This window comes from Erythrobacter alti (genome assembly GCF_037996805.1).
In the GTDB taxonomy this organism is placed as follows: Bacteria; Pseudomonadota; Alphaproteobacteria; order Sphingomonadales; family Sphingomonadaceae; genus Alteraurantiacibacter; species Alteraurantiacibacter alti.
Genome location: NZ_JBBNAX010000009.1, coordinates 30,679 through 43,900, shown reverse-complemented (window position 1 = coordinate 43,900; position 13,222 = coordinate 30,679). Strand labels below are relative to the sequence as shown.

Genomic DNA, 13,222 nt, shown 5'->3' with positions numbered 1-13,222 from the left:
CCAGTCAGTCCGTAACCACCACCCGAACGCGGTCGAGATTGATCAATTCGGCATAGGGCGTTCCCAACGCATCACGCGGTTGCGCGGTTGCGCGGAGCGAAACGAAGTAGGTGCCGGCTTCGCTGTATGCATGGGTTGCGGTGACTGTCGCGCTTGTCGCCCCTTCCGCCGTCGCGAGATCCGCGCGCCGGGTATATTGTCCGTCACCATCAAAATCCCACTCGGCTGAGACGAGCACACCACCATCGGGAGGCGTGGATACGAGACCGGAAAAGTCGACGGGTTCGCCAATGCCGACTTCGATGCGATCTCCTTGCCCCACAGTGAGCGAGACAGTGGGCTGCATTCCAAGGCGCTGAGCAGCCGTTTCGGGCAGAATGACCTGGCCGTTCTCGATTGCATATTGTGTATTGCTAGGCGGCTCGGCGCCGCCCTCCACCCATGCAGCGAGTTCGCGCAAGGCCTGTTGCAGCGGTCCTGCGTAGGAGACTACTCGGCTGGCATCGTCCTCTCCCGGCTGGTCTCCATGAAGCGCGTGATCGGTAAAATAAAGTCGCACGTCATTGCCGGTCGCTTCGTACTGGCGGCGATACCAGTCGCCTTGCCAAGGCATGGCTTCGCGATCCCACAGGGATGAGAGAATGATCATCTTCCCGTGGAAGTCGGCGCGGAAGGGGCCACCCATTGTGTTGGCGGTGAACAGGGGGCCGACCAGGAACGGTCGCTGCGGGTACAGCGGTTCGCCATTCTCGTCGCGGTATTGGTCCCACACGGCAAAGTCCGGGCCCGGCACCTGGTGACGATGATAGCTCTCCATCGCGAGAAAGTCGGAATTGTCGACGCGGATAGTGTCCCCCGGCTGGACCGAAACGGCGAGATCATCGTCGGCAAAGCCAAGCACCACGATATCACCGACGATCCGGGCGGAGGGCATGGTGCGACCGGCATTTGTGCCGCTCTCGATTACCACGTCGCCACCTATAAATCGTACCGGAGGAGGAGACTGTGCGAGACGGTAGCCGACAACCCGCTCCCCTTCCGGCCCCAACACCGCTTCGAATGCATTGTCGACGCCGCCAACGTCCTGTTCGCTGCTGGCATCAGTATTGATGCCAAGTCGAACCGACTCCGCTAGTGTAATTGCCTCCACCACTTCGGCAGAATGCTGCAGGCGTGCGTTGGTGAAATACTCGGGATGGTCGTGACCGAGGTATCCTGGCTGGGTCCAGAAATCGGTGAAGTAGGTGCCGTCGGCCAGCTTCACGCCAGGATAGAGCGCGGCAAAACCGTGGATACCCATCGTCTGATAACCATACCAGGTCTGCATGGGGAAACCCATGTTCTCGACCTCGCGAAGTACTCGCGCCTGCCGGTCGGTCAGACCGGCATAAGGATCGCCGCTGCCGCCGGGCTCAACCGCGTCAATGATCTGCGGAAATACGTCCCACAATTCACGCAAAGCCTGAACGCGCACGGTGAACATGTTGGGGATGGCCATCGTAGAGCCGGGCACATAGGGCACCGCTCCGTCCCATACTCCGCTAGTGTTCTCCATGCTGCCGATGGTGCGATAGGCGCCGCCAGAACCGCCGTGCAGATAGCCGTAAATGTGCTCGTCCGTGCCGTAAAATTGTTGTGCCACATGGCGTGAGAAACGCGCGGCTGCTGCATTCGCCCGGTAGGCAGTGATGGTCGGGTCAGCCAGAGGCGATCCGTTGGCGATATCGAGCTCGCCTCCGCCATTGGTCTCCACAAAATAAGCCCCGCTGGCGACCGAAAACCCGATCTTGTTGAACTTGCCTGCCGGCATTTCCTGCGCGAGATTTTCATTCAGCGGTACGGGCGTGGCGTGTTGGAAAAAACGGCCCTCCCACTCATTTTCGGGCGGCAGGTAATAGGAGAAGCGTGTGTCGGTGCCAGTGAATCCGCCATGCACGTAGAAATGCCGCACCGGTTCCTCACGCCATTCCTGCACGTCGATGTAGGGTTGCGCAAAAAGATCATCGGCCGCGGTGAAACCGTCGACTTGCAACGGAGCGATCGAAGTGGAGACCGGTTGCACAAGCGGATTGCTGTTCTCGGCAATCGGCGGGGATAAGCACCCTGACAGAGCCAGAACAAGAATAGGAACAAGGGCGACACGAACCATCGATAAACTCCCGTTTGGAAGACCTGCGATAGCAAACATTGGCTCCCGCGCCGCCCGATCAGCGCCGATGCAGCGAATGATCGCCGCGGCGAACAAATTGCATCACTTTCCGAAAGGAGATGTCGTCAATTCCGGTGGGCTATGGAAGCGAGGATGATATCCCGGTTAGACCGTTGCGCTTCGAACCGGGCCAAGGGCACATCTCCGCCAAGGATTGCTGCGATGATCCTGCGCCGTCCTTCAAGCCAAATCTCCGAGGACATGAAGCCGCCCGCCGCATCGGGGGATGATTGGGAAAAATGCAGCGTCACGCGCGTCAGCAATTCAAACAAAGGCCGATTGACGATCTTGAAGAGAAGCGTCTGGAACTCCTCTTCAAGCACCCCGAATTGGTCGTCAGGAGTAAAAAGATCGAGGCGCGCGAGGAAAGCCTCCAGCTTGCTTCGCATTGCGTCAGACATGTCCGCCTCGGCAGCAGCAGCGCATAATTCGATGAACAGGAGCGAGGTCATGTCGAGCGCCTCTTCCCACGACGCGGGCTGGCTGCGCATATAGGCCGAGAGCAATCCTTCGAGCGTCTGGATATCCGGCCGACGCCCGAAATATCCGCCGCCCGGCCCCCGGCGTACTTCGAGCAGACCTTCCAGTTCTAAAATGCGCGCGACCTGCTGGATCGTGACGATCCCGACGGCGAATTCCTCGGCAATCTCGCGAAGCGAACCGATCCGTTCGCCCGGCTCGCAATCGAGAATCCTGTGACGCAGGACTTCAGCGGTTGATTGCACAAGCTGGCGTGGCTGGCGTTCAATCTCTTTCATCAGTGCCGCATTCGCTCCAATCTTCACAAGTCACAATAATATGCATATATTATGCCTAATGATTCGAAATTGAAAGCATCTGCGGGATTGAAACCTCAGATAAATGCGTGTTTTTTACGGATGGGGATGGATATGGGCGATAGGGTGGCAATTGTAACCGGCGCCTCATCGGGTCTTGGCAGAGCAGTTGCGCGTAAGCTGGCAGGCGCCGATATGCGCCTGTGTCTTGTCGATCGCGATGCGGGGGGACTTGCCGAGACTGCCGCAATGATCGGCGGTGCGGGCGAAAGCGCTCTTTTACACCAGGTCGACCTGAGTGGTGCGGAGGCATGCAAGCGCTTGGTTTCGGCGACTGTCGACCACTTCGGCAGGCTCGACGCACTGTGCAATATCGCAGGCGTCATCCATATGGCCGACACTCCGGATATGCCGCTCGATCTTTATGAGCAAACTCTGGCGGTAAACCTGTCTGCGCCCTTCATCCTGTCACAAGCGGCGATCCCGCATCTGCTTGAGAACAATGGTGCCATAGTCAACGTGGCCTCGTCCGCAGCATTCATCGGTGAAGCCTATGCCGCGGCCTATTGTGCAAGCAAGTGGGGCCTCGTCGGCATGACCAAGGCCATGGCGATGGAATTCGTGAAGCAACCGATCCGCATCAATGCCGTCGCACCGGGCGGCATGATGACCAATATCGCAGCCAACATGCAGTTTCCCAAAGACGCAGATGTCGAGCTTATCCGCCGCTACTCCGGGCTGCGAGGCCTAGTCGAGGTCGACGATGTCGCCGACATGGTCTGCATGTTGGCCGGAGACGCGGGGCGCGGTTTCCACGGTGCCTGCATCAATATCGACGCCGGCATCACTGCCGGCTGACCAATTTCCATACTGGAGCTCATTTCAATGGCGTTCAATCTCGATCAATTCCGTCTCAACAACAAGGTCGCGATTGTCACCGGAGCCGGCGGGCGCGGCAATTCAATCGGCCGCGCCTATGCCATGGGCCTTGCCAATGCAGGCGCATCTGTCGTCGTCGCCGACCTGAATGAAGACGGCGCCAAGGACGTGGCGAACGAGATCAACGCGAGTGGCGGCAAGGCCATCGGTGTCGCGGCAGACGTAGCGAACGAGGCAGCCACACTCGCGATGGCGGATGCTGCGACCGAGGCTTTCGGCGGCATCGATATCCTCGTCAACAATGCCGCCCTTATGGTCGATATCAGCTACGACAATTGCGAAACGATCAGCATGGACGCCTGGCACAAGGCCTTTGCGGTCAATCTCGATGGTGCGCTGCTCTGTGCCAGGGCGTGCATCCCCTCGATGCGCTCGCGCGGAGGTGGACGGATCATCAATCAGACCAGCGGCGGAGCGTATCCGCCCTCCGGCGTCTATGGCATCACCAAGCTTGCCCTCGTCGGCCTGACAACCTCGCTCGCAAAGCAGTTTGGCAAGGAAGGCATCACCTGCAACGCAATCGCGCCGGGCAATGTGAAATCGGATGCAGGCAAGATGCTGGCCCCCGAAGGATCACCCTTTATCGAATTTCTCAAGGGCGTCGTGGCGACCAAACCGCAAGGTGAGCCCGACGAACTGGTCGGTACATTGCTGCTGCTGTGTTCTCCGGCCGGCGAATGGATCACCGGCCAGACGATACATGTCGATGGCGGCTGGATCATGCGCGCCTGATTTCGCCGCCTCCTTCAAGGCGACCGTTCAAGCTACTTTGGAGCCAGATACATGCAACTCAGCGACTACTCGGACAAATATCCTTCAATCAACTTCGGCCGTGAAAACGGAGTGCTGGTTGTTACATTCCACACCAAGGGCGAGTCCCCCAAATGGGGAACGACCGAAAGCAGCCTTCACGCGCAGATGCCCAACGCCTTTCTCGACATCGCGCGCGACACGGAGAACAAGGTCGTCATCCTGACCGGCGCGGGAGACAGTTTCATAACCACTTTCGACATGGAAGACATGTCGCAAGAGGGACAGGCGAGCATGTGGCCGCGCATCTATGAAGAAGGTGTCGGGCTTCTCAATAACCTCCTCGCCATTCCCGTTCCTGTCATCGGTGCGGTCAACGGACCTGCCTTGATCCATGCCGAATTGCTGGTGCTGTCGGACATCGTGCTTGCAGCAGACCATGCCGAGCTGGCTGACCTTGCGCACGTGCCGGGGCGTACTGTGCCCGGAGACGGCGTCCACATCATCTGGCCAATGCTTCTTGGTCCCAATCGGGGGCGATATTTCCTGCTAACCGGCGAACGCATCGGGGCGCAAGAAGCGAAGCAGCTAGGCGTAGTCGGCGAAGTGCTACCCGCCGCGCAATTGCTTCCCCGTGCACGCGAACTCGGCGAGCAACTGGCGAAGTTGCCCTTGCCGATCCTGCGTTACACCCGTCAGGTTCTGGTCCACGATCTGCGGTGCCGGATGATGAACGGGCTTGGCGGCGGATTGGCGCACGAGGCCTTGGGTTCAATGACCGCAGCCGCTTTCCAGTCCGACGCCTGAGCGATCATTCCTTGCTTACGGGACACCACATTTGACAGCAGCGTCCCGCCGCCTCTCTCTCCGTCCCTACGGGATTTGAGGAGATACCAGTCGTGCCAGCAGCCGCGCTTTCAGCGAAGCAGGAATGGAAACGCTATGGTCTTCTGGTCATGGCGGCGGGCATCGGGTTTTCTTTCGCATCGCTGATGACGCCTGCCGTGGGCCTGTTCATGGGCCCATTGCAGGACGAATTCGGCTGGAGCCGCACGCTTTTGTCATCCGGCTCGCTGATCGGGGCGGCGATCTCGTTGCTCTTGTCGCCGCTGTTCGGCGCACTCATCGACCGTTTCGGATCGCGCAGGCTGGCGCTTGGCGGATTGTTCGGAACATCGCTCGCCATCGCATCCTTTTCCCTGATGCGCGGAGCGGAATACGAATGGCTGCTGATCTGGTTCGCCTACGGATTGGTCTCGATGACCATCCACGCGACGACCTGGACAACCGCCGTCGCCAGCGTATTCAAGTCCAGTCGAGGTCTAGCGCTGGGCGTAACGCTGGCAGGGTCCGCGCTCGCCTCGGCCATCGTCGCACCGCTTACCAACTGGCTGATCGAAGACTTCGGCTGGCGGGCAGCCTATGTCGCGCTCGGTACGGGTTGGGGAGCCATTGCAATCGTGCTGTGCCTGTTCTTCCTGTTCGATGCGCGCGACGAACAACGCCTTTTGCTCAAGGTTAACAAGGAGAAGGCTGCCGAGGCGCCCAATCTGCCGGGGCTCACCATTTCGCAAGCCTGGCGCGATTCGTCGCTGTGGCGTGTGGCGATTGCGACCCTCCTGACCCTCAGCATCACCATCGGCATTACGGTTCACCAAGTGCCGATCATCGTCGACGCGGGCTTCAGCCGCACCAATGCGGCCTGGCTGGCAAGCATGGCCGGTATAGCTGGCATCATCGGCAAGCTGGTAACGGGAACGCTGATCGACCGCTATCATGTTCGCTGGGTCGGCGGTCTTACGCTGGCGTCGACCGCTTTCGCCTATCCCCTTCTACTGGAATCTTTCAGCACGACGACGCTCGTGATCGTAGCCATGCTGGTCAACGGCTACGCTGCGGGCACCAAGCTGCAATTGTGCGGCTATCTGACGTCGCGGTACGGAGGGATGCGCAACTATGGCGCGATCTTTGGCTTCATGTCGAGCATGATTGCGCTCGCAGCCGGCATCGGACCGCTGCTGGCGGGGATTACCTTCGATCTTGCAGGCAATTACTCGGTGTTCCTCATCTGCGGGACCGCTATCTCGCTTATAAGCGGGGCGCTTGTCTTCAGTCTTGGCAAATACCCCGAGTGGGTCGAAAACGACGAGCCAACCGTGCAGTCCGCAGTCTCCGCAACATAATCAAACGCGGTGTGAGCGTCTTCTAACCGTCGATCTCGTCGAAGGCTTTCTGCATGGCTGCCTTGGCAACATTGCTTGCAGGCAGACCGCAATATGGGACTGCGGTGAGCAGGACTTCTTCGATTTCACCACGTGTGAGGCCGTTTTCCAGCGCCATCCTGGTGTGGTGATAGATTTCATCGGATTGCCTGAGGGCAATCATCATGCCGAGCACCACGCAGCTGCGCATCTTGCGTTCCAGCCCTTCGCGGGACCACACCGAACCGAACGCCCATGCCATCGCGAATTCGGCCTGCTTGCTACCGAAGCTGTCGCTCTCGGCATAGGCACGGCAATTTGTGGCTGCCTGCTCGCCATAGATCTCTCCGAAGAGATTGAGCCCTGTTTCGAATTCATTTGCCATAATCGAATGTCCCTTTCGCGCTTACGGTGCTTATCGCTTCGGGCGTCAGCTCATATTCGAGCGATCATTACTATGTCCGCGATACTTGCCGAAGCGCAAAGAAAAGGGGGCGGCAACCCGGTCTGGTTGCCGCCCCCGAACTTGTCTGTGCAACCTATCAGAAGCGCTTGCTCACGCCGATCTTGAAGACGCGGCCGAGAGTGAAGCCCGAATAGTTGAGGTTGCGCTGCTGGCGGAACACCGGCGGATCGGTATCGAACAGATTGTCGACATTGAACCGGAACGCCAACCCTTCCAACAAGCCATCTTCTTCCTGGAATTCATAGCCGAGGAATAGGTTGAACACGGTGAAGCTATCAACCTCGGTCTGGGCAACGGCCGTGTTGGTATCGAAGCCGCTGGTATGGTTGAGGCTGAGCCTGCTCCTGAATCCGCCGAGCGAATAACCGGCATAGGCAGTGAGAGCGAGATCCGGCAGGTCGAATTCAAGCTGGTCGACCGTAATTCCGTTGTCAGTAACTACGAAGTCGAGTTGCTTGTTACCCGCCAGGCCGAGGTTCAGGTCGCCCGCGCCCAGCTCGGTGCGGAAATCGACCGAGAAGTCGAGGCCCTCCAACTGTGCCGAGCTGATGTTAGCGACACGGCGGTCGATAATCACGCCGACGTCATCCGCGTTGATGTCGGCAAATTGCTCACCATTCGAACTTGCTGCCAGGAAGGCGTCAAATTCTGCCTGCGTCGGGTTGAAGATGAACTTGTCGGGGTTCAGCAAAACAACAGATGCCAGCTGCGGATTTACTGCGCCGAGCACGTTGCTGAAGTCGATATTGTAATAGTTCGCGCTGAAAACGAGATCGCTTACGGGCTCGAACTCGGTGCCGATGGACCAAGTCTCTGCTGTCTGCGGCCTTAAGCCGCCACCGGAACCTTCCACAAGCAGGACATCGTCGCGATTGGGATCTGTCCGCTCCATGTTGGGATCGGGCACGCCTGCAGCAGCATTGGCGATGAAGCGAGCGTTCGCCGTGCGGACAGCATCAAGTGCAGTCGGCGCATTGAAGGATTCGCCCCAGTGGCCGAAGACGCGCAGCCATTCGGTAGGTTCAAAATTGAAGCCGACCGAAGGATTGAAGGTGTCGCCAAAGTCGCTGTAATCATCATAGCGCGCCGAAAGCGACAGGTCGAGCATGGAGAAGACCGGAATTGAAAGCTCGCTGAAGACGGACTTCACATTCCGGGCCTCGCTCCTGAACGGGATTGCCGAGAGCCCGCCGATTGTCACGGATTCGGACCTCAGGCTTGCTTCTTCAAGATTAAGCTCGACGCCGAAAGCCGCTCTGACCGGACCAGCAGGCAGGTCAAAGATCGGACCGTCGGCAATGGAGCGGAACAGCGCCAGTTCCTGCCGGGATTCACCTGCAACTTCGAAGTTGAGGATGTCATTGATTACGCCCGGGCTAGCGGCAGCGACATCGGTGGGATCGAAATCGCCAGATGCGACATAATCGAGCAGGACAGTCCGGTTGCTGGAAGGAAGCAAGCGGCTGTTTTCCGAGCGCCCCCAATAAAGCAAGTTCTTGATCTGCCAGTCATTGCCAAGAGAGATCGTGAGTTCCGGAGCAATGCCGTAAACACGCAGATCCTGCGTCTGGTCGCGATCGACATAAGCCGAATTCGCACCATAGGAGAATCCGACCGAGGCGACGTCATATGTGTCACCGAAATTGCCTGGAATCATCAGCGTATTGGGATCCTGTTCGGATACCGTATCGCCAAGCGGATAGGCTGCGAAAGTGACATGCGAGTCGCCGAAATTGGCCCGCACATCAAGCGTCAATGTGTCCGAAAGTTCTTGCGAAAGACCAAACAGCACGGTGTGCCGTTCCAGCGCTGGCAAGAAAGTTCCTTCTGCGTCGATATCGCAAGGCGTGCCCACGGCCGTGCGCCTTACCCCGAGTGCAGCAGCTGCGGGATTGCTCGTCCACCCTGCACCAAAATTCGCCCAGGTGACGATTTCGCCTACAGGCTCGAGACATTGCGTTCCCGACGGCGTCAGGACAGTACCGTCAGCGTTCCAGGAACCTTGCGCTGCAAAATCCCTGTCACCGCGCAGCAAGATGCCGCGATCATAGTAGTTGTATGTGACATAGGCCGAACCGTTGTTCCACGCCGTGCCGGCGGAAAGTCCGAGATTGTAGGCTTCGTAATCGTCGCCAAGTTCAAGCGTGGCGTTTGCCTCGATGCCATCCACTTCGCGGCGCGTGATAAAGTTCACCACGCCGCCCACGGCGTCTGCACCATAGAGCGAGGAACCGCCGTCGAGAACGACCTCGACCTTTTCGATAGCGCCCGGCGGAATGAAATCAGGATCGAACGACGCCTGATCAACGCCCATCGGCACTACCCGGTGGCCATCGACAAGAACAAGTGTCGTGGAACCCGTGGCAGCATTGATGCCCGGGAGGCCGCGAAGGTTGGGACGAGAGACCTGCTGACGGTCGGCGCTGCGCGGATCGCCATCAAAACGCGCGTTGAACAAATTGGTCGCCTGCGGGATTTCACCAAGAAGTTCGTTTGTCGTTGACGAACCGAGTGCGACGATCTCCTCCGCACCTACGTCAATCGACTTGGAACCGGTTTCTTCCACGCCGCGGATCAACGTTCCGGTAACGACGATGCGGTTTTCCTCATCGGCTTCATCAGGACCATCCTGTGCAAGTGCAACAGTTGGCATCAACATCGACGCCGACAAGGCTATGGCTGCCGTTGAAACCAGCGCTTTGCTGTGAACTCTCATTGCATTAATCCTCCCAAAAGACCCTCAATCCGATGCCGTTTTGGAAGTGCTTATCCCGATCTTCGCCGGATACACTGATAGCCTCGCACAGCATTCGCGATGGTTCCGAGTTAGAGGGATTGCCGTGCTGGTCGAGTGATTTCCGATCAGCGGCCAGACATATCGCGGTTGCGATGCGGTGGTCTTTCCCGAGGGTGGACGGGGAATTGCGCCTTTGATGCGACGGTTGAGCGGAGCATTGCCTTCGGTGGCGGTCTTGCGAACGATCTGACGTGAGGTAACGCCGATGCGGGGCGTGAAAGTTCCGTCTTATCGCGTGCTCAAAAGGAAAATCACATGGGAAGTACATTTGCAGGCAGTTCAGCGCTGATAATCGGGGGCGGGCAGAACATCGGCAAGCGTATCGCGCAGGAATGGGCCGCGCGCGGAGCCCGTGTCGCTGTTGCCGACGTTGACGGGGAAGCTGCCCAAGCGACGGCAGAAGAGCTGCGCAAGACCGGCGCGCAAAGTGTCGGCCTGCGCTGTGACGTGATGGATGACGGCTCGGTGCTCGAAACGATCGATGCTGCCGAAAAGGAACTCGGCCCGCTCGACATACACATGAACAATGCCGGCATCATTTCGGGTGGCGATCCGCAGCACATCCCGATCGAGGAATGGCAGCGCATGTTCGAAGTGAATATCTTCGGCATGGTGCGCGCCAACAATGTGATCGTGCCGCGCATGATAGAGCGCGGCGCGGGCCACATCGTCAACACGGCGAGCTTTGCTGGTCTTTATCCCTTTGCCGCCAGTCGCATCCATTACGGCGCCTCGAAAGCCGCGGTCGTTTCGATGTCGCAGAACCTCGCGCTCTACCTCATGCAATTCGGCATCAAGGTAAGCTGCCTTTGTCCCGGTCCGGTCATGACCAATTCGACGTCTGGCCCCGGCATGCGCGACTATGGCGGAGAGTACGTAATGCGTGCGCCGGGCAGCAACCTCTGGGTCAAGTCACAACAGGAAGCCGCCACACTGCTCAGCGACGGTATGGAAGAAGGCAAGATCATCATCCCCACTCATGAGGAATTGTGGCCAACCCTTGTTGACTACGCGGCGGGACCGGACGACTTCATTGCAGGCAAGCACGAGGAATTCCTCGCCGGTGACACGGGCAAGCCCAGCATTACCCAGGAAGTGATAGATTCCATCAACGCCTAAATGCGTACAGCAAGCCGCGCAGCATCAGCGTTGCCGGGCTACCTGCGACGCAGAGACACCGCTGGCGTTATTGCCGAAACTGCTGCGCAGATAGGTTGCGACTGCGGCAATATCGTCATCCGACAGCCGTCTACCAAATGCCTTCATTCGGCTGCGCCCAACTGTAAAAGGCGGCGGCGGCAGGTCGGGTCCGTAAAGGATCACGTTGATCAGCGAACTTGGGTCTTCGGCTTGGATGACGGGATTGTTGTGCAGCGACACACCGAGCGTTGGGTCGCCCCCTCCATCGGGCAGGTGACAAGTGCCGCAATGCACCGTGTAGACAATTTCACCATCGCTCGCGCCGAGCGACGGAAATGGTAGTCTCCAACGCGGCGAACTGGGAGCGACGCCCGTCAGATAGATCGCCATCGCCAAGCGGTCTTCGTCCGTCAGCAACCCTGTCGACGCGAAGACCTCGTTCATCGGACCGTGTACGACGGCGTGCGCGTTCTGCCCCTCGGCCAGATATTGTTCGAAATCTTCGGCGCTCCAGTGTGCCAGCCCGTTCTCGCCCGGCGTGATGTCGACAGCGGCCCAGCGGCGATAGGCCCCGTTCCGGACCTGATCGACATAGATGCCGCCTTGCAAATGACGGTCGTTGTCCGGCCCGCCCAGGGCGTTGCGCGGCGTATGGCACGCGCCGCAATGCGCCACGGCTTCGACCAGGTAGGCACCGCGGTTCCACTCGGGCGCTTGGCTGGCATTGGCCTGGAATTGCTCGGGCTCGTGGAACAGGCGCTTCCAGAAATGCAGGAGGCCGCGATTGCCGAATGGGAAATCCATGTCGTTGTCGCGATTGGCGGTGGCAATTGCCGGGGTCCGCGCAAGATGGAGATAGAGCGAACCGATGTCCTGGTCCGTCATCTGCGCGAAGGAGGTATAGGGAAACGCCGGATAAAGATGCTCTCCGCCATCGCCAATGCCGTGCTTCATGGCGCGGTGGAACTGCGAGAACGTCCAGTTGCCGATGCCGTTTTCGCGGTCGGGTGTGATGTTGGTCGAATAGATCGTCCCGAAGTCGGTATGGAAGGCAACCCCGCCAGCAAGCTCCTCACCTCCGGGGACTGTATGGCACGCACTGCAATTGCCGATCTGCGCAAGATATTCACCGCGTTCCGCACTGGCAGCCGAAGTTTCCAGCTTTGGAGAACCCTCCAGCGGCAGTGGACGGAAAATCCAAGCCGCCCCAGCCAGCGCGACGACAGCGAGTGCCAGCAGCGCAATGCCACCCCGCTGTGCCCAGCGCTTCCAACGCGCGCGATCAGCCACCGGTTTTCGCCTCCGGCATCAAGCCTGCAAGGCGCAACCAGACTTTGGTGCGCGCAACCATGAAATCCTCTGCATCCTCGCCTGAACTCGCCCGCCACGACAGCAGCGCTCCGGAGATGTTGGCCATGAACGCATCGATAGCCTCGGCCTTGGTCACGCAGGTTTCGGGCATTGCGCGGCCGACTGCGGCGCGCACCACTTCGCCGCGCTGCTGCTCCATCTCGATACCCGCAGGATCATCGAGGTTTTCGGAAAAGCGCATCATGAAGCTGCCGAAATTCTCACGCCCGCCGACCATGCGACCAATCCGGGACGCGATTTCCAGCAGCCCTTCACTGCCCTCCTCAATTGTCCAGGTGGCGACTTCCTTTTCCATGAAAGCGATGGCCCGGGCGAAGGTTGCGCGCTTGAGCTGGTCAGGTCCTTCGAATCGGAACGTGATCGCCGCGCGCGACAAGCCGACCTGCCGTGCGACTTCCGAAATGGAGAAGCCTGCAGGTCCGCTTTGCGCCATGACATTCTGCGCAGCATCGAAGATCTCTTCGTCGGTTACCGATAGGGGGCGCGCCATGAAACCTCGCAATAATGAATGGCCCTAAGGGGGCAGCGATGCACTCGCTTCTATTACCTGTTGCAGTTTTCTGCAACCCTGTT

Annotated in this window: 11 protein-coding genes; 5 read left to right on the top strand and 6 right to left on the bottom strand. The window is 59.0% G+C overall.

The window, feature by feature from the left end:
- Positions 1-4 precede the first annotated feature (4 nt).
- Both AAC850_RS11995 and AAC850_RS11990 read right to left on the bottom strand, forming a co-directional pair.
- The gene (locus tag AAC850_RS11995) at positions 5-2,149 is read right to left on the bottom strand and encodes a PKD domain-containing protein (protein ID WP_340588999.1); all 2,145 of its coding nucleotides are present in this window, start codon (positions 2,147-2,149) and stop codon (positions 5-7) included.
- A gap of 125 nt (positions 2,150-2,274) precedes the next feature.
- Complete coding sequence (locus tag AAC850_RS11990; protein ID WP_340588998.1) at positions 2,275-2,967, bottom strand: FadR/GntR family transcriptional regulator; 693 nt, start codon at positions 2,965-2,967, stop codon at positions 2,275-2,277.
- A 132-nt stretch (positions 2,968-3,099) separates the two neighbouring features.
- Here AAC850_RS11990 and AAC850_RS11985 point away from each other — a divergent pair, with 132 nt between their 5' ends.
- The 4 genes from AAC850_RS11985 (at position 3,100) to AAC850_RS11970 (ending at position 6,857) form a co-directional block, all read left to right on the top strand.
- Positions 3,100-3,843, top strand: a complete 744-nt coding sequence (locus AAC850_RS11985; protein WP_340588997.1) for an SDR family NAD(P)-dependent oxidoreductase — start codon at positions 3,100-3,102, stop codon at positions 3,841-3,843.
- A gap of 27 nt (positions 3,844-3,870) precedes the next feature.
- Complete coding sequence (locus AAC850_RS11980; RefSeq protein ID WP_340588996.1) at positions 3,871-4,656, top strand: SDR family oxidoreductase; 786 nt, start codon at positions 3,871-3,873, stop codon at positions 4,654-4,656.
- 51 nt (positions 4,657-4,707) lie between these two features.
- A complete protein-coding gene (locus AAC850_RS11975; protein WP_340588995.1) occupies positions 4,708-5,481 on the top strand; it encodes an enoyl-CoA hydratase/isomerase family protein in 774 nt (257 codons plus the stop codon).
- A 92-nt stretch (positions 5,482-5,573) separates the two neighbouring features.
- Complete coding sequence (locus tag AAC850_RS11970; RefSeq protein ID WP_340588993.1) at positions 5,574-6,857, top strand: MFS transporter; 1,284 nt, start codon at positions 5,574-5,576, stop codon at positions 6,855-6,857.
- Between the two features lie 22 nt (positions 6,858-6,879).
- Here AAC850_RS11970 and AAC850_RS11965 read toward each other — a convergent pair whose 3' ends face one another.
- Together AAC850_RS11965 and AAC850_RS11960 are read right to left on the bottom strand one after the other, a co-directional pair.
- A complete protein-coding gene (locus AAC850_RS11965) occupies positions 6,880-7,260 on the bottom strand; it encodes a carboxymuconolactone decarboxylase family protein (RefSeq protein ID WP_340588992.1) in 381 nt (126 codons plus the stop codon).
- Positions 7,261-7,417: 157 nt separating this feature from the next.
- Positions 7,418-10,057, bottom strand: a complete 2,640-nt coding sequence (locus AAC850_RS11960; protein ID WP_340588990.1) for a TonB-dependent receptor domain-containing protein — start codon at positions 10,055-10,057, stop codon at positions 7,418-7,420.
- 336 nt (positions 10,058-10,393) lie between these two features.
- Between AAC850_RS11960 and AAC850_RS11955 the strand changes: the two genes are divergently transcribed.
- Positions 10,394-11,257, top strand: coding sequence for an SDR family NAD(P)-dependent oxidoreductase (locus tag AAC850_RS11955; protein ID WP_340588989.1), 864 nt, complete (start codon positions 10,394-10,396; stop codon positions 11,255-11,257).
- Between the two features lie 24 nt (positions 11,258-11,281).
- Here the strand turns inward: AAC850_RS11955 and AAC850_RS11950 are convergent, their stop codons facing one another.
- Positions 11,282-12,568: a c-type cytochrome gene (locus AAC850_RS11950; RefSeq protein WP_340588988.1), complete on the bottom strand. Its 1,287-nt coding sequence runs from the start codon at positions 12,566-12,568 to the stop codon at positions 11,282-11,284.
- Entirely contained in the window at positions 12,561-13,139 is a 579-nt protein-coding gene (locus AAC850_RS11945; protein WP_340588987.1) for a TetR/AcrR family transcriptional regulator, read from the bottom strand. The genes AAC850_RS11950 and AAC850_RS11945 overlap by 8 nt, the downstream gene beginning before the upstream one ends.
- Positions 13,140-13,222: the final 83 nt, after the last annotated feature.